The sequence below is a fragment of the Pantoea sp. B566 genome (assembly GCF_024793925.1).
Classification (GTDB): Bacteria; Pseudomonadota; Gammaproteobacteria; order Enterobacterales; family Enterobacteriaceae; genus Pantoea; species Pantoea ananatis.
In genome coordinates this window covers 496700-514105 of the sequence record NZ_JANUQL010000003.1, presented here as the reverse complement: position 1 = coordinate 514105, position 17406 = coordinate 496700, and the positions used below count along the sequence as shown (strand labels likewise).

The 17406-nt window shown below is 54.8% G+C and carries 15 protein-coding genes; 6 read left to right on the top strand and 9 right to left on the bottom strand.

What is annotated here, in order from left to right; genetic code table 11:
• The first annotated feature begins 195 nt into the window (after positions 1–195).
• Complete coding sequence (locus tag NYE92_RS04095) at positions 196–324, top strand: hypothetical protein (protein WP_022623200.1); 129 nt, start codon at positions 196–198, stop codon at positions 322–324.
• 54 nt (positions 325–378) lie between these two features.
• Here the strand turns inward: NYE92_RS04095 and ttcA are convergent, their stop codons facing one another.
• Both ttcA and NYE92_RS04085 read right to left on the bottom strand, forming a co-directional pair.
• Positions 379–1314 carry a tRNA 2-thiocytidine(32) synthetase TtcA gene (ttcA, locus tag NYE92_RS04090; protein ID WP_014605764.1) on the bottom strand — a complete coding sequence of 312 codons (936 nt, stop codon included), beginning with the start codon at positions 1312–1314 and terminating at the stop codon, positions 379–381.
• A gap of 440 nt (positions 1315–1754) precedes the next feature.
• A complete protein-coding gene (locus NYE92_RS04085; RefSeq protein ID WP_013025890.1) occupies positions 1755–2411 on the bottom strand; it encodes an MgtC/SapB family protein in 657 nt (218 codons plus the stop codon).
• A gap of 182 nt (positions 2412–2593) precedes the next feature.
• Here NYE92_RS04085 and NYE92_RS04080 point away from each other — a divergent pair, with 182 nt between their 5' ends.
• Positions 2594–2869 carry a DUF333 domain-containing protein gene (locus NYE92_RS04080; RefSeq protein ID WP_014605765.1) on the top strand — a complete coding sequence of 92 codons (276 nt, stop codon included), beginning with the start codon at positions 2594–2596 and terminating at the stop codon, positions 2867–2869.
• Between the two features lie 33 nt (positions 2870–2902).
• Here the strand turns inward: NYE92_RS04080 and NYE92_RS04075 are convergent, their stop codons facing one another.
• Positions 2903–3895: a 2-hydroxyacid dehydrogenase gene (locus tag NYE92_RS04075; RefSeq protein WP_015700235.1), complete on the bottom strand. Its 993-nt coding sequence runs from the start codon at positions 3893–3895 to the stop codon at positions 2903–2905.
• 142 nt (positions 3896–4037) lie between these two features.
• Between NYE92_RS04075 and NYE92_RS04070 the strand changes: the two genes are divergently transcribed.
• From NYE92_RS04070 to NYE92_RS04060, 3 genes are read left to right on the top strand one after another with little or no spacing between them, the layout of a single operon-like run.
• A complete protein-coding gene (locus tag NYE92_RS04070) occupies positions 4038–6671 on the top strand; it encodes a YdbH family protein (protein WP_309600930.1) in 2634 nt (877 codons plus the stop codon).
• On the top strand, positions 6668–6856 hold the full coding sequence (locus tag NYE92_RS04065) for a YnbE family lipoprotein (protein ID WP_014605768.1): 189 nt from the start codon (positions 6668–6670) through the stop codon (positions 6854–6856). The genes NYE92_RS04070 and NYE92_RS04065 overlap by 4 nt, the downstream gene beginning before the upstream one ends.
• 11 nt (positions 6857–6867) lie before the next feature.
• Positions 6868–7188 carry a YdbL family protein gene (locus NYE92_RS04060; protein ID WP_259018573.1) on the top strand — a complete coding sequence of 107 codons (321 nt, stop codon included), beginning with the start codon at positions 6868–6870 and terminating at the stop codon, positions 7186–7188.
• 71 nt (positions 7189–7259) lie between these two features.
• Here NYE92_RS04060 and azoR read toward each other — a convergent pair whose 3' ends face one another.
• A complete protein-coding gene (gene azoR / locus NYE92_RS04055; protein ID WP_013025884.1) occupies positions 7260–7859 on the bottom strand; it encodes an FMN-dependent NADH-azoreductase in 600 nt (199 codons plus the stop codon).
• Positions 7860–8106: 247 nt separating this feature from the next.
• On the opposite strand from azoR, the gene hrpA reads away from it, so the two are divergent.
• Positions 8107–12006 carry an ATP-dependent RNA helicase HrpA gene (gene hrpA / locus NYE92_RS04050; RefSeq protein WP_259018572.1) on the top strand — a complete coding sequence of 1300 codons (3900 nt, stop codon included), beginning with the start codon at positions 8107–8109 and terminating at the stop codon, positions 12004–12006.
• Positions 12007–12094: 88 nt separating this feature from the next.
• Here the strand turns inward: hrpA and NYE92_RS04045 are convergent, their stop codons facing one another.
• The 5 genes from NYE92_RS04045 to rstA all read right to left on the bottom strand — a co-directional run bounded on the left by NYE92_RS04045 (position 12095) and on the right by rstA (position 17376).
• Positions 12095–12904, bottom strand: coding sequence for a serine protease (locus NYE92_RS04045; RefSeq protein ID WP_013025882.1), 810 nt, complete (start codon positions 12902–12904; stop codon positions 12095–12097).
• Positions 12905–13182: 278 nt separating this feature from the next.
• Complete coding sequence (asr, locus tag NYE92_RS04040; RefSeq protein ID WP_013025879.1) at positions 13183–13680, bottom strand: acid resistance repetitive basic protein Asr; 498 nt, start codon at positions 13678–13680, stop codon at positions 13183–13185.
• 166 nt (positions 13681–13846) lie between these two features.
• A complete protein-coding gene (locus NYE92_RS04035) occupies positions 13847–15334 on the bottom strand; it encodes a carboxypeptidase M32 (RefSeq protein WP_259018571.1) in 1488 nt (495 codons plus the stop codon).
• An 18-nt stretch (positions 15335–15352) separates the two neighbouring features.
• Complete coding sequence (gene rstB, locus NYE92_RS04030; RefSeq protein ID WP_013025877.1) at positions 15353–16654, bottom strand: two-component system sensor histidine kinase RstB; 1302 nt, start codon at positions 16652–16654, stop codon at positions 15353–15355.
• On the bottom strand, positions 16651–17376 hold the full coding sequence (rstA, locus tag NYE92_RS04025; protein WP_022623195.1) for a two-component system response regulator RstA: 726 nt from the start codon (positions 17374–17376) through the stop codon (positions 16651–16653). Before rstA ends, rstB begins: the two co-directional genes overlap by 4 nt.
• Positions 17377–17406 lie beyond the last annotated feature (30 nt).

The following is a 17406-nucleotide window of genomic DNA, read 5'->3' as shown; positions in this document are numbered from 1 at the left end:
ATCTCTCTCGCAGGTGAATGCAACGTCAAGCGATGGGCGTTGCGCTCCATATTGTCTTACTTCCTTTTTTGAATTATTGCATAGCATATTTAATTCGAAATACGCCGGCTAACTAGCCGGCTTTTTTTTTGCCCGCTGGCTGAGATGTCAATTCTTTCCTAAGCTTAAAATCCATTCGCATAAGAGGAGAACGGCATGATGGCGATTCACAACAGCGAACCCATTCCAACGGATCCGCCCCCTATTCCGCAGCCGCAGCCCGATCCGCCACCGGAACCGGAGTTTCCGCCGGTAATGGATCCGCCCCCTCACCGCAACGTATAAAAAAAGGGCACGCGAGTTGACGCGTGCCCTTTACTTTCAACGAACAGATAAGCGTTACTTAATTTCCAGCACGTTAAGACGTTCGCTGAGGTCAGGCGTTTCTTCTTCCTCGGCGCGCCAGCCAACCGGTGTGACCGGCAGCGTTTCGCGATCAAAGGCCAGATCGCCGCCATCGACCACGGCATCACCGTGTTGAATACCTTTAAAATCAAAGAGGTTGATATCTGCCATGTGAGAGGGCACGACGTTTTGCATGGCGCTGAACATGGTTTCAATACGGCCAGGATAACGTTTATCCCAGTCGCGCAACATGTCTGCGACGACCTGACGTTGCAGATTCGGCTGAGAACCACACAGGTTGCACGGGATAATCGGAAACTGACGGGCTTCTGAGAAACGAATAATATCTTTCTCGCGGCAGTAAGCCAGAGGACGGATCACGATGTGTTTACCATCGTCACTCATCAGCTTGGGCGGCATGCCTTTCATCTTGCCACCGTAAAACATATTCAAAAACAACGTTTGCAGAATATCATCACGATGGTGGCCAAGGGCGATTTTCGTACAGCCCAGCTCCGTAGCGGTGCGATACAAAATTCCCCGACGCAGACGTGAGCACAGAGAGCAGGTCGTTTTACCTTCGGGAATTTTATCTTTAACGATTGAGTAGGTGTCTTCTTCAACGATTTTGTACTCAACACCCTGAGCATCAAGATATTCAGGCAGAATGTGTCCCGGGAATCCCGGCTGTTTCTGGTCAAGATTCACCGCCACCAGGCTGAATGACACCGGCGCGCTTTTTTGCAGGCTACGCAGGATTTCCAGCATGGTATAGCTGTCTTTGCCGCCTGACAGGCAAACCATAATGCGGTCACCTTCCTCAATCATATTAAAATCGGCGATAGCCTCGCCAACGTTACGGCGTAAACGCTTCTGAAGCTTGTTGAGGTTGTACTGCTCTTTCTTGCTCGTTTCTTGATTTTGTTGCATTACGCTGTTTCTCAGTCATCAAAAGGGAAGTTCACAGAGTCAGTGTGCGGGTTAACCCGGCCCTGGCCCCGTGGGTCAATGCGCACAAACCTTTTACGCACTGCCGCGCCCCTTTGATTGGCTCTCTATGACGGCTTGCCGCCGGCAGTAAAAACCAGCGGACAAAAGTATGCCGCGTATGGTACGGATTACGCGTTCAATTTCCAATATCAATTTCTGCGTGCAGCAGAAAGTTCAAGGCTAACGATACAGCCACGACAGGTCTGTTAGCCCTGTCTGGCGATAACGATAAACAGGAAGACCTGGCTATTCTGCTTGCAAAGGTCAGGCCACCATCCGGAGGTCTGTCAGGCCTCTGTCATTTTCGATGCTGGCGCGGTTCATCATTCGCCCGGCAGGGCATCTTTATTCCCATAGCGTCCCGTTTATTCAGGCCCTGATCACATCATTTCCAGCGACTGCACGCCTTTGACTTCCATGATTTTGTCATACAGGTGCGCATCGCTGGATTTGCGCGATAAGGTAACCTGCACGCTTAATTCACACTGGCCGCTTTCTTCATCCCGATTAATCACCGAAATATTGCCGTAGCGGATCCCTTCACGTTGCATCACCAGTAACACCAGCGGCACGCTCTTGGCTTTGAGGTAAACAATCAGCGTATGATGTTTACCAATTAATAAATGGCTCAGGCGGCGGAACACCTCCAGCACCACCAGTGCCAGCACCGTGCCGTAAATCCCAATCTCATACATACCGCTCCCGATCACCAGCCCGATAGCGGCGGTAACCCAGAGTCCGGCCGCCGTGGTCAGGCCTTTTACCACCTGCTTTTGAATCAGGATGGTGCCGGCACCCAGAAAGCCCATGCCGCTTACCACCTGCGCCGCAACGCGGCTGGGATCGAGCGCCACATGATCTTTCATCAGCATGTCGGCAAAACCGTATTTCGAAACCAGCATAAACATGGCGCTGCCGATACCGACCAGGATATGGGTACGTAACCCGGCTTCTTTGGCACGCATCTGGCGTTCCAGGCCAATCAGCCCGCCTAAAATGCCGGCCAGCGCGATACGAATCAGCATATCCATTAACATTGTTTTTCTCCGGTAATCATCATGTTCAGATAAGTGCAGTTACGTGACAGTGTGATAACAGGATAATTCTGCTTGCAATTAGCTGTGAGGTTTTTTGTAAAAAGCTGTTTCTTCTATCGACCCCGCGTCAGGGCTGACATATTCTTGCTAAGCCTTTAACTCACCTTCCCGGAGTCTGATTGATGAAAGCCGCTACTTTTCTGCTGGCTGGTGCCGCGTTGATACTGTCTGCCTGCAGCAGTAACAGCGATGACAACGAGCCACCACAACAAGCTACTGCCGCCCATGTTCAGCCACACGTGGTGATGTCGTCTATGGCAGAGGCAAACTGTGCCAATGCAGGAGGGACACTGGCGTTCTCAAGTCAGCTGGACGGATCGCGCATCGGGATGTGCCAGTTAGTTAACGGCCGCCGCTGCAGCGAACAAGCGCTGATCGGCGGTAACTGCGCACGCTAACGGGTTCAGGCCGGATAACACCGGCCGGATACGTCAGGCGGTAACCCGATTCTGACAGGTTTCGCCGCGGTTTAGCTGGCTGAGGTTTTCCAGCGTGGTGTCTGAAATCGCCGTCAGGGCTTCGGCGGTGAGAAACGCCTGATGACCGGTAAACAGCACGTTATGACAGGCTGACAGGCGGCGGAATACATCATCCTGAATCACATCATTAGATTTGTCTTCAAAGAACAGATCCCGCTCGTTTTCATAAACGTCCATGCCCAGCGCGCCTATTTTTTGCTGCTTCAGCGCATCAATCGCAGCCTGAGAATCAATTAATCCGCCCCGACTGGTATTAATGATCATGACGCCGTCACGCATCTGCGAAAAAGCCTGTGCGTTGAGTAAATGATGGTTCTCCGCCGTCAGTGGACAGTGCAGGCTGATGACGTGCGACTCGGCAAACAGGGTTTTCAGATCGACATACTCCGCGCCGAGCGCTAAAGCCTGCTCGCTGGGATAAGGATCAAACGCCAGTAAACGCATTCCGAACCCTTTTAATATGCGCAGCGTGGCGATGCCGATTTTGCCGGTGCCAATGATGCCGGCCGTTTTGTTATGCATGTTAAAACCGGTCAGGCCGTCTAGCGAAAAATTGGCATCGCGGGTGCGCTGGTAAGCGCGATGAATCCGGCGGTTCAGCGTCATCATCAGCCCCACCGCATGCTCGGCAACGGCCTCTGGGGAGTAGGCAGGCACGCGGACGACCTGAAGCCCCAGCTCGGCTGCCGCGTCGAGATCGACATTGTTAAATCCCGCACAGCGCAGGGCAATGTAGCGGACGCCCAGCCCCGCCAGCTCTTCGAGCACCGGGCGGCTGCCGTCATCATTCACAAAGATACATACCGCATCGCAGTCTACCGCCGTCTTCGCCGTGCTTTCGCTGAGTAAAAAATCAAAAAAGACCAGTTCGAAACCATACTGTTGGTTGACCTGTTCAAGGTACTTCTGGTCATAGTGTTTAGTACTGTATACGGCGATTTTCATCGTTGTGCTCCTGAAAAGGGAATGCAACAAGAATAACGTTTTCTGTTGCTTTTTGCTGGTCGCTGTTTACCTTTCGCGGTGAAACCTTCACCTTCCGGACGTTACGTGCCATCATTATTCTCAGGATAGTGAGAAAAAAAGGATGCTTGTTTTCATGCCGCGGATTTTCCGTCGACGTCTCGCCGCTGTTCTGGCGCTGATTTTATTGCTGCTGGGATTACTACTGACGATCACACAGTGGCTGCCGCGCCTGGTGGGCATTTGGCTGCCTGCAGGTACGCGCGTCGAACTGGAGGGCGCGCCACGCTGGCGGAACGCGCAGGTGCTGTTTCCCAACATCCATTACCTGGCGGATGACTGTCGTCTGGCGAGTGTCAAAAACGCCGCGCTGGGTTGGCATCACGCGCGCTGGGCGCTTAATGCGGATCAGGTCACGCTGGAAACTGAATGTCTGCAACAGCTACCTGAAACGCAAAACGATAAGGCCGCGCCCAAAACTCTGGCCCAGTGGCAGGCAATGTTGCCGGGCGCCGACATTCACATTGGTAAACTGACCGTTTCCCCCTGGCAGGATTATGCTGGCGGGCTGGATCTGACGCTGGATAAATCGCGCCAGCAGTTACACTACCGCGGTGATAACCTGCAGCTCGACGCCACATTACAAGGACAGCAGCTCAATATCAGTCAACTGACGGTGACGCATCCCGCTTTACCCGAACCGCTCAGCCTTAATGGCCACTTCGAACTGCCCAAATATGCCAACGGCTTGCCGGTGAACGGTGAAATTACCGGCACGCTGGCGCTGGCGGCGTTCCCGCAACCCGTGGACGCTGCGCTCAGCTGGGCGCATCAACGTGGTCTGCTTAATATCACCACGGGGGGCAGCGATCGTCCTTTGCTCCATCTTCCCTGGCAGGCCAGCCGAACCCGTATTGATATCGAAAAAGGTGAATATTACTGGCCACTGGCCTCGCAGCCGCTGTCGGGTTTCGTCAATCTGACGCTGAATAACTGGCAGGACGGGCTGGAGGCGACCCAAATCGTCGGTCGTCTCAATATGCTCACGCAGGGCCGGGGCGGTAAAGGTAACGTGGTGCTGGGGATGGGGCCGGGCCACCTCAGCCTTACGCAAAGCCAGCTGCCTTTGCAACTGACGGGAGAAAGCAAATTCGCGGCGATGCAGCTTTACGGCAGCATTCCCGGCGAGCTGAACGGCTCGTTGCTCAATCCGCAACTGACGATAAAACCCAAAGCACTTTTGCGCCTGCGCGGGCGTTTGCTCTCCACGCTGGAAGTCGATGAAGCGCGCTGGCCGCTGGCCGGCGTGCGCTTATCTTCGCAAGGCATCTCCGGACGCCTGCAGGCCATTCTCCGCGCTCACGATCCCAGCTTTGGCCGCTTTACGCTGCACCTGGATGGCGGCGCGCATAACTTCTGGCCGAATTCAGGCGTCTGGAACTGGCGTTACTGGGGCGAGGGAGAAATGCGTCCCTTACAGGCAAAGTGGGACGTCAATGGCACGGGCGGCTGGCGCGATACGCTGATTCATCTGGATAGCCTGTCTACAGGTTTCAATCAGCTGGAATACGGCAGCGTTCGGGTAGAGAAGCCGCGCTTAACGCTAACGGCGCCGGTGAACTGGCAGCGTGATGCGCACCACCCGTCATTTACCGGCCAATTCCAGATGCAGGCAGGAGAAACGCGCTTCAGCTACGGGGGCAGGCTGGCGGCCTCAACGCTGGACTTCGGTGCGACGGGCAGCGATCCCGGGCATTTCGTCTGGGGCGGACAGCTGAACGCGGGCAAGGTGGGGCCGGTACGTGTTAACGGCCGATGGGACAGCGAGCGTTTACGCGGACAGGCCTGGTGGCCAACGCAGTCGCTGACGGTATTCCAGCCGCTCCTCAGCCCTGAACTTAAAATGAAGATTCAGTCAGGTGAGTTACGCGCTCAGGTGGCTTTTTCTGCCGCCGCCAGACAGGGCTTTCAGGCTGGCGGTCACTGGACGGTGAAAAACGGCAGCGTCTGGACGCCGGACAGCCAGGTCAACGGGGTGGATTTTTCGCTGCCATTCCGACTGCAAAATCAACAGTGGCATTTCGGGTTACGCGGGCCGGTTTCGTTACGTATCGCCGAGATTAAAAATCAGTTTGCGATGCAGAACATTCGGGCCGACCTGCAGGGCGCTTATCCCTGGCGTGAAAACGATCCGCTGTGGTTACAGGATGTCAGTATGGATCTGCTGGGCGGACACATTACCCTGCCATCCCTGCGCCTGCCTCAGCACAGCCCGGCGCGCGTTTCGCTCCGTGACATCAGCCTGAGCAAGCTCGTCAGCGCCATTAAACCCAAACAGTTTGCCATGTCTGGAAACGTGAATGGCGAGTTACCGCTGTGGATCAGTAATCCCCACTGGATTATTGAAAATGGCTGGATTGCCAACAGCGGGCCGCTGACTTTCCGTATGGATAAAGATATGGCCGATGCCATTACCCGCAACAATGTCGCCGCCGGTGCGGCGATGGACTGGCTGCGCTACATGGAGATTTCGCGGTCATGGGCCACGCTTAATCTGGACAATCTCGGGGAGCTGACGATGGAAGCCCAGGTAAAAGGCACCAGCCGCTTCAGTAATCGTAATCAGACCGTTAATTTAAATTATCGTCATCAGGAAAACCTGTTCCAGCTGTGGCGCAGCCTGCGCTTTGGCGATAATTTGCAATCCTGGGTGGAGCAAAATGCCACCTTGCCGTCAAAAAAGGATCAATCACCATGAGCCTCAGGGCCTTACTGCTGATGGTAGCCTGGCTACCGCTGATGGGTTGTGTGCCACGCATCGAAGTGGCCGCGCCAAAAGACCCCATTACCATTAATATGAATGTGAAAATTGAGCATGAGATCCACATCAAAGTGGACAAGGATGTCGAAGCCTTACTGAAAAACCAGAGCGGCCTGTTCTGAGGAGAGCCAGCATGAAACGCATTGGTCTTGCACTTTTACTGGCGACGACGATGAGCCAGCCGGCCTGGGCTCTGACGCTTGATGAGGCCCGTCAGTCGGGCCGGGTCGGCGAAACCCTGTCCGGTTATATTGCCCCTCGATCAGACGACAGCGAAACCCTCGCACTGGTTAAACGCATTAATGACGGACGGCGCGCAGAGTACCAGCGTCTTGCCGGGCAGAACAACCTGAAAACCGGTGAGGTGGCCCGCATCGCTGGACAAAAGCTGGTCACGCGGGCGGGGACGGGGGAATACGTTCAGGGCATTAACGGGCAGTGGTTGCAGAAATAGCCCGATCGAGCAGGGCGATGCAGGCATAAAAAAACCGGGCTGATGCCCGGTTCTCGCGTCAAACAGCATTATCACGCAGTAGCAATCTGCTTAATCGCGTCTTTGGCTTCGCTGGTTGCTTTCGTGGCTACTTCCGGGCCGTAAGCGATGCCTTCAGCCAACACGAACTCAACGTCGGTGATGCCGATAAAGCCCAGGAACAGCTTGACGTAAGGGGTCAGCAGGTCAGAAGGGCTGTCTTTATGAATGCCACCACGGCTCGACAGAATCACCGCACGTTTACCTTTCACCAGGCCTTCCGGGCCTGCTTCGGTATAACGGAAGGTCACGCCAGCACGCGCGATCAGGTCGAAATAGTTCTTCAGCTGAGTCGGGATGTTGAAGTTGTACATTGGGGCCGCCATCACGATAACGTCATGCGCCTGCAGCTCGGCAATCAGTTCATCAGACAGTGCCAGCGCTTCCTGCTGACGCGGTGACAGTGGCGCATCAGAAGGGCGCAGTGCGCCAACTAACTCACCGTCCAGTACCGGAACCGGGTTAGCAGCCAGATCGCGAACGGTGATCTGGTCGCCCTTAGCCTGTGCCTGCTCGATATAGAAGTCTGCCAGCTGGCTTGACTGAGAATAACCCGCAAGAATGCTTGATTTCAGAACGAGTACTTTGCTCATAGTAGTTTCCTGTCTGTTATGCGGAAGGCTTTCCGCTCAATGGTTTACACTTTACAAACATCGGCCTTAGGGTGAAAGCGCAATATTTCGAGAGCTATATTCGAATTAATTGAACAAGCCGGTTTTGCCGACCATCACGGCGTAAAAGGGAATGTGCTATGCTAGGCGCAATTATTAGCGTTAATCAGCGGGTTATCTTAGCACTGTACGCTGAATCCACACCGTCTGAGTAAGGTACGTCACTACTATGTCTTCTCCGGTTTCATCCCCATTAACGCCGCTCTGGTCGCGGCTTGATGCGTTAATGCTGCGTGACCGTCAACGCTTGCAGCGTCGGTTACATGGCGCCAAAAAAATCAAAAATCCCGACGCTCAGCAAAGCATCGCCGCCGAGCTTGAGCAGGATATCATTGTTGCAGAGCGCCGCGTTGCACAACGTGTTGCGGCGACGCCGCGCATCAGGTTTCCGGAAAATCTGCCAGTCAGCCAGAAGCAGCAGGCCATCGCAGAGGCGATTCGTGAACACCAGGTGGTTATCGTCGCGGGCGAAACCGGATCGGGCAAAACCACCCAGTTGCCCAAAATTTGCCTGACGCTGGGACGCGGTATCACCGGTTTAATTGGTCATACCCAACCGCGTCGGCTGGCGGCGCGAACCGTTGCCAACCGCATCGCCGACGAGCTGGAAACTTCGCTCGGTGGCTGTGTGGGTTACAAAGTGCGGTTTAACGATCAGGTCAGCGAAACGACCCAGATTAAACTCATGACAGACGGAATTCTGCTGGCGGAAATCCAGCAGGACCGCATGCTGATGCAGTATGACACCATCATCATTGATGAGGCTCATGAACGCAGCCTGAATATCGACTTCCTGCTGGGCTACCTGCGGGAGTTACTGCCGCGTCGTCCCGATCTGAAAGTGATTATTACGTCAGCAACCATCGATCCCCAGCGCTTCTCTCGTCATTTCAACAACGCGCCGGTGATTGAGGTGTCGGGCCGCACCTATCCGGTAGAAGTGCGCTACCGTCCGGTGGTGGAAGAGGCGGAGGATGTTGACCGCGATCAACTGCAGGCCATTTTCGACGCGGTCGATGAGCTGGGGCGGGAAAGCCGGGGCGACATCCTGATTTTTATGAGCGGTGAGCGCGAAATTCGCGATACCGCCGACGCGCTGATGAAGCGCGATCTGCCCCATACCGAAGTGTTGCCGCTCTATGCCCGTCTGTCTAACAGCGAGCAGAACCGGGTATTTCAGTCGCACAGCGGGCGGCGTATCGTGCTGGCAACCAACGTCGCCGAAACGTCGCTGACCGTACCGGGCATCAAATACGTTATCGATCCCGGCACGGCGCGTATCAGCCGCTACAGCTATCGCACGAAAGTACAGCGCCTGCCGATAGAGCCGATTTCGCAGGCCTCCGCGAATCAGCGTAAAGGACGTTGCGGGCGCGTGTCGGAAGGGATCTGCATACGGCTCTATGCCGAAGACGATTTCCTGAGCCGTCCTGCCTTTACCGATCCTGAAATCCTGCGTACCAATCTGGCCTCGGTTATTCTGCAGATGACCGCGCTGGGGCTGGGCGATATCGCGGCCTTCCCGTTCGTGGAAGCACCGGATAAACGTCACATTCAGGACGGCGTAAGGCTCCTGGAGGAGCTGGGGGCATTAACCCTCAATGACGACGGACATTACTCACTCACCGGCTCCGGCCGCCAGCTGGCGCAGTTGCCTGTCGATCCGCGCCTGGCGCGCATGGTGCTGGCAGCACAGCAGTACGGCTGCGTGCGGGAAGTGATGATCATCGCTGCCGGCTTATCGATTCAGGACCCGCGCGAACGTCCCGCCGACAAAAAGCAGGCCTCGGATGAAAAACACCGACGCTTTGCGGATAAAGAGTCAGATTTTGTGGCATTTGTGAACCTGTGGAACTACCTGGGCGAACAGCAGAAAGCGCTGTCCGGTAACCTGTTCCGCCGTCAGTGTAAAACAGACTATTTAAACTATCTGCGCGTACGCGAATGGCAGGATATCTATACCCAGCTCCGTCAGGTGGTGCGCGAACTGGGCATTCCCGTTAACAGCGAGCCAGCGGAGTACAGAGAGATTCACTGTGCCTTGCTGACCGGCTTACTGTCACATATCGGTCAGAAAGACGCCGATAAACAAGAGTTTACCGGCGCACGCAACGCCCGTTTTGCTATCTTTCCCGGCTCTGGACTGTTTAAAAAGCCGCCTAAATGGACAATGGTCGCTGAACTGGTGGAAACCAGCCGGCTGTGGGGCCGCATGGCGGCGCGCATCGATCCCGAGTGGATTGAGCCGCTGGCGCAGCACCTGATCAAACGCAGCTACAGCGAACCGCACTGGGAGAAATCGCAGGGCGCGGTGATGGCCAGTGAGAAAGTGACTCTTTACGGTTTGCCGATTGTGGCTGCGCGCAAAGTGAATTACGGCACCATCGATCCCACGCTCAGCCGCGAGCTGTTTATTCGCCATGCGCTGGTTGAGGGCGACTGGCAGACGCGTCATGTGTTTTTCCGCGCCAATCAGAAACTGCGCAGCGAAGTCGAAGATCTGGAACATAAATCGCGCCGCCGCGATATTCTCGTGGATGATGAAACGCTGTTTGCTTTCTACGATCGGCGCGTGGGCAAGGATGTCGTTTCAGCCCGCCATTTTGACACGTGGTGGAAGCAGGCTAGCAAAACCAATGCTGAACTGCTGAACTTTGATAAGCAGATGCTGATCAAAGAGGGCGCGGATAAAGTCAGCCAGCTCGACTATCCCAACGTCTGGCATCAGGGAAACCTTAGACTCAAGCTGAGTTATCAGTTTGAACCCGGTGCGGATGCCGATGGCGTGACGGTCCATATACCTTTACCGCTGCTTAACCAGGTGGAGGAAGCGGGTTTTGAATGGCAGATCCCCGGCGTGCGGCGCGAGCTGATCATCGCCCTGATTAAATCGTTACCTAAGCCACTGCGCCGCAACCTGGTGCCTGCTCCTAACTATGCTGAAGCATTCTTAGGCCGCGTTACCGCCATGGAGATGCCATTGCTGGATGCGCTGTCGCGGGAATTCCGCCGGATGACCGGCGTGACGCTGGAGCGAGACAACTGGCAGTGGGAACAGGTGCCCGATCATCTGAAAATGACGTTTCGGGTTGTCGATGAGCACAACCGCAAACTTCAGGAAGGCAAAGATCTTGCTGCGCTGAAACGCCTGTTAAAAGGAAAGGTGCAGGAAACGCTCTCTAACGTGGCGGACGATGGCCTGGAGCAGAGCGGTTTGCACCTCTGGAGCTTTGGCGATTTACCGCGCAGTTACCAGCAAAAGCGCGGCAGCTATGAGGTAAAAGCCTGGCCTGCTCTGGTTGACGAGAAGGACAGCGTGGGCATCCGCTTGTTTGACAGCGAGCACGAGCAGCAGAAAATGATGTGGCGCGGTCAGCGCCGCCTGTTGTTGCTGAATATTCCGTCCCCCGTGAAGTATCTGCATGAAAAGTTGCCGAACAAAGCCAAGCTGGGGCTGTATTTTAACCCTTACGGCAAGGTCATGGAGCTGATTGATGACTGCATTGCCTGCGGCGTTGACAAGTTAATCGCGGAAGCTGGTGGCCCGGCATGGGAGCAAACGCAGTTTGAAGCGCTAAGGGAAAAAGTGCGCGCCGAACTCAATGATACCGTGGTAGAGATCGCAAAGCAGGTTGAGCAGATTCTGACAGCGGTATTTTCGATTAACAAACGTCTGAAAGGGCGGGTAGATATGACGCTGGCGCTGGCACTGGCGGATATCAAAGCGCAGATGAACGGCCTGGTTTACCGGGGTTTTGTCACCCAGAATGGCTGGCAGCATCTGGCAGATACGCTGCGTTATCTGCACGGCATTGAGCGACGGCTGGAGAAGTTGCCGGTCGATCCTCATAGCGATCGCGCCCGAATGCTCAAAGTGCAGGCCGTCGAGCAAGCGAGGCAGGCATGGTGGAATAAATTGCCGCCGCAGCGTCAGGATGACGCGGACGTGCAGCATATCCGCTGGATGATTGAAGAGCTACGAATCAGCCAGTTTGCGCAACAGCTGGGAACGCCTTATCCGATTTCGGATAAACGCATCCTGCAGGCAATGGAGCAAATCGCAGGCTAGTTGCCGAGGCAGCTCGCGTAAAAAAAGCCCGCATCTTGATGGATGCGGGCTTTTTTATGTGTTCAGATCGTGTAACCCCTCAGGCAACCTACTGGGCCAGCGCTTCAAGCCGGTCTTTAAAAGAGGTCACGGCAATCGCCCGGTTATCCGCAAGATAACGATCTTTTGCGGCAGGTGCCGAACTCTGCACGGCAATCAGCTGCCAGCCTTTATCGCCTTTCAACAGTAGCGGCGAACCGCTGTCACCCGGCAGCGTATCACACTGGTGCGATAACACGGCACGCTGCGCCCAGCCGGTGATCAGGCAGTCGCTGTGTGAATACAGGCTGTCAAGATGATCCGCAGGGTAGCCAGCCTGAGTCACTTTACGTCCGGCTTCTTTAAGCGCGTCCGTTAAATCACTGCGTGAACCATCAAACAGCGGAATCGGCGTAATGGCAGAAGGGGGATTGCGTAAAATAACCAGACCATAGTCGAACGGTGCTGCGCTGCTGGGGACAATCCATCCTTCGCCATCGGCTTTTAGCCTGTGGACCAGAGAAGGTTCAACGCGGGCATCAATGTCGTGGATCTCGTAGCGCCAGCCTTTTTTGGTCGACATAAAGCGCAGCGCGACCGGTTTATCAAACTTGCCCGGTGGCGTCAGTAAACAGTGGCCTGCGGTCAGTGCCAGGTGTGGTGAAATAAGCGTTGCGGTGCATAGGTTACCACTTTCGGTTTCCAGTTGACCTATCGCATCCCAGGGCGCGTCGCTGACGTCGGTAATCGCCTGACGATGATCCTTACCAAAAAACAGCATTTTTATTTCGGCAGGCGTCGGTGAATCATCATTATCATCGGCATGAACAACGGCGGTGAAACTGAAAAGTCCAACGATTAACAGGGTAGCCAGGCGCATAGAACTCTCAATAGCGAGAAAAAGAAAACGTTTTTGTTATTACTGAAGTGACATAACTATAGTCAGTGAGCGGTAAAAAAGGGAGTCTTTTCAGTTAATCAGTACGCGACAGCGACTAAATAAAAAAACTGGCCGCGATAACGCCACATAAGATCATCACAATCAGAATAATTTCGAAGCGATAGCGACGGACCATATTAGCCACTCCAGTAAAGAAACACCCGGCAGAACCGGGTGTTTTAATTATTAACGCTTACTCGGAACCCTAAAGGGTAACCTTATTTTTTAGCGGCTTTTTTGTGGTGCTTTTTAGCAGCCTGGGCTTTCTGAGCTGGTTTAGCTTTGTGGTGTTTTTTAGCGGCCTGGGCTTTCTGGGCTGCTTTAGCTTTGTGGTGTTTTTTAGCAGCCTGAGCTTTCTGGGCTGGTTTAGCTTTGTGGTGTTTCTTAGCAGCCTGGGCTTTCTGGGCTGGTTTAGCTTTGTGATGCTTTTTAGCGGCCTGCGCTTTCTGAGCGGTATCTTTCTTAGCGACTTTCTTTTTAGCCGCCTGAGCTTTCTGCGCGGTGTCTTTCTTCACTGCTTTTTTCTTAGCAGCCTGAGCTTTCTGTGCAGCTTTATGGTGCTTCTTGTGAGCGGCAGCTTTGTGTTCGGTCTTAGCAGGTGCAGCGGTAGTAGTAGTGGTAGCAGCAGCGGCTGGAGCAGCAGTTGTCTCGGCAGCGAAAGCAACTGAAGACAGACCCATGGCAGCGGCGATTACCAGTGCAAATAATTTTTTCATTGCAAAACCCTCGGACTATTTTTTCATGTGTAGCCCACTGCGGGGCCGGTGAGATGACTATATGAGAAAATAACAGGCGCGTCCGTGGGTCATTGGTATCGCCGTGTAACCGATTGTACAAAGTGGGCGGGGGAAGTGAAAGGCGGCCTTCAGACCGCCTGCTACCTTAACTGTTCAGGTAACGCTGCTCAAGATGTTTGCGGAAATAGTCCGGGTTCAGCGCCTCTCCCGTGGCATTAAGCATCAGCTGATCGGTAGAGAAACGGCTGCCGTGTTGCCAGATATTCTGTTGTAGCCAGTCAAAAACGGGCTGCAGTTCGCCATGCAAAATCAGCTCTGTCGACTGTGGAATCGCTTTTTGCAAAGCCTGGAACAACTGAGCCGCGTACATCGCGCCCAACGTATAGGTCGGGAAATAGCCGAACGCGCCATCGGTCCAGTGAATATCCTGCATGCAGCCGTTGCGGTAATTCCCGCGCGTATCGATGCCCAGAGACTGCTGCATTTTCTCATCCCAGAGTGCGGGGATATCCTCGACCTCAATCTCACCTTCAATGAGCGCACGTTCAATTTCATAACGCAGAATCACGTGGGCCGGATAGCTCAGCTCGTCGGCATCCACGCGAATCAATCCGGGTTTTACCTGCTGAGCTAAACGCACAAAGTTATCAGCCTGCAGTGCCGGTTGCGCCCCCATCTTAGCGATCACCTGCGGCAGGATGCGTTGCAGGAACTGCGCGCTGCGGCCCAACTGCATTTCCATAAACAGACTTTGTGATTCATGAATGGCGGTGGAGCGCGCCAGTGCCACCGGCTGGCCCCGCCACTGTTTGGGCAGGTTTTGCTCGTAACGGGCATGGCCGGTTTCATGGATCACGCCCATCATGGCACTCAGAAATTCATCCTGATTGTAACGGGTGGTGATGCGCACATCGTCGGGGACGCCGCCGCAGAAAGGATGCGCACTGATATCCAGCCGACCATGGTTAAAGTCAAAGCCCAGCTCGGCCATAATGCTCAGCCCCAGCTCGCGCTGCGCCTCAATGGGGAATGGCCCCTGAGGGGTTAACTTGGGTTCTTGCGCCTGTTTTTCCACCACCTGTTGCAACAGCGCCGGTAGCCAGGTTTTTAACTGTCCAAACGTCTCATCCAGTCGGGCGCTGGTCATCCCCGGCTCAAAAACATCGAGCAGGGCATCGTAACGGGAACAGCCATTGGCTTGCGCGCGCAGTTGCGCTTCCTCACGACTTAAGCGCACCACCTCTTTCAAATTTGTGGCAAAGCCCTGCCAGTCATTGGCGGGACGCTGGCTGCGCCAGGCATGTTCACAGCGCGAACCCGCAATGGATTTTGCTTCGACCAGTTCGGCAGGCAGTAAGGTCGCCTGGGTCCAGGCGCGACGCATCTCGAGCAGGTTGGCGCGCTCTACATCATTGAGAGATTGCTGTTCTGCCTGCTCAAGCCAGTCACCCAGGCGCTTGTCTGTCAGGATCTGGTGCTGCAAAACACTCATCTCCGCCAGCGCTTCACCCCGCGCAGCACTGCCGCCTGGTGGCATCGTGGTCTGCATATCCCATCCGGCGATGGCGCTGACGTGGCTGAAACGCGACAGGCGCTGAAAAGTGGCACAAAGTTGTTGATAAGCTGAAGTCACATAATGCTCCTGAATGAGTTAACGTCGGGGCAGTTCCCGAAAGGGAAGATCCAGCGGCCAGCAAAAGCGAACGCTGGCCCCGCCAAGCGGGCTGGTTTCAATAGAAACCCGGCCACTTAATGCATGGGCAATAGAGTGGACAATGGCAAGCCCAAGCCCACAGCCCCCGGTGGCGCGGTCACGGCTTGGGTCGAGTCGTACAAAAGGTTCAAATACGCGTTCACGTTCATCAAGGGGAATGCCCGGGCCATCATCTTCGACCTGCAGGTTTCCCAGCGCACCATCAAACCACAGGCTGACCCGCAGGCGCTGACCGGCATAACGCAGCGCGTTATTGACCAGGTTATCCAGTACGCGCTCCATCAGTCGTGTATCTGAAATCCCGTAGTTTTCACGCTGGGGTAAATCGAGATCGATCTGTGTCTCCGGGTTTATCGCCCGGAAGTCTTCCATACGCTCACGCAACCAGTTCGCCAGATCCAGCGACTGCAAATTAAGATCGACGCGGGGCCGGTCGAGACGGGCATAGGTCAGCAGCTCTTCAATCAGGCTTTCTAACTGGCTGACATCGCGGTTCAATGCCGCTGATTCCGCTTCGGTCAGATTGTCGCTCATCTCCAGACGATAGCGCAAACGTACCAGCGGCGTTCGCAGTTCGTGGGCGATGCCGTCAATCAGCTGTTTTTTACTGGCGACCAGCGTATTAATGTTTTCCGCCATTTGGTTAAAAGCCACGCCGACCCTGAACAGGCTAGAGGTGCTGTCGAAGTGCGTGCGGACATCAAGCTGTCCCTGACCAAAACGCTGAGCCGCGTGCTCCAGCCGCAGCATCTCTTTCCAGTGCGGACGTAGCCAGATAAAAACCGGCAACCCCAGCGACATCCCGATAAACACCACCAGGGCCATATCCAGCAGGCGCATCTGGTGCAGATAAAACAGGTAAGGGATTGGCCCAACGGTCAGAACGTAGTGGCTGCGGGGAATGTGCTGCAGGAAAGTGTATTTATCATCCAGCGCCACGATTTCGCCTGCGCGCAGCCGGCGCAGTTCATTTTCATCCAGTTCAAACTTACTCATTGGCTCAATATGCAGCTCAAACGACAAGCCGAGATCGAGACTCTTAATCGTCTTATTCCAGTCCCGTGGCGGGATCTCACGCAGTTCGCTGCGGATCAGATAGAGCGAACTGGCCATCAGGTCGTTCATTGACTGGCGACCGGCACGCTCGGCGGTAAATTTGTAAACCAGCCCGACCATTAGCGACATCACCAGGAAACAGACAAACAGCAGCAGGTAGAACTGAATAAAAAGTTTTTTCATACCGAACGCGTGTCCCAGGCCTGTGGCGCAAACAGATAGCCTTTATTACGGATGGTTTTAATACGAAATGGCTCGGTGGCGCTGTCGTGCAGCTTTTTGCGCAGGCGCGAAATCGCCACGTCAATGCTGCGATCCATCCCGTCGTAGCTGACGCCGCGCAGCGTTTTTAGTAGCGCGTCACGGTTCAGAATTTGCCCGGCATGGCTCGCCAGCACCCAGAGCAAATCGAAATCTGCCGTAGACAGGGCAATGTTTTCGTCAAACAGCACGACCTGACGATTGAGCGCATCAATCGTCAGAGAGCCAAAGCGTAACATGCGATTGTTTTTCGCTGGCGTCGGGGCTTCTTCGCTCTGGCCCTGCTGGGACTGGCGCAGATGCAGGCGCAGTCGGGCCAGCAACACCGCAGGGGGCGCCGTTTTCAGGATATAATCCTGGGCGCCCATCTCCAGCGCCAGAATATGGTTCATGTCGCTGTCGAGAGACGTGAGCAGGACAATCGGTCCCTGCCAGTTCGCGCGTAAGTCACGACAGATTGACATACCGTCTTTGCCTGGCAGCATGATATCCAGCATGACCAGGTCGGGCTGCTGCTCGACAATAGTGGCTTCCGCCCGATCGCCGCGCGTCTCCACAATCACTTCAATATCATGTCGTCCAAGGTAAGCGGCAATCAGCGAGCCCACTTCCGGTTCATCTTCAACGTAAACGATTTTGTGCATGATGCTTTCTAATGTAAAAAGGAGGGGTAA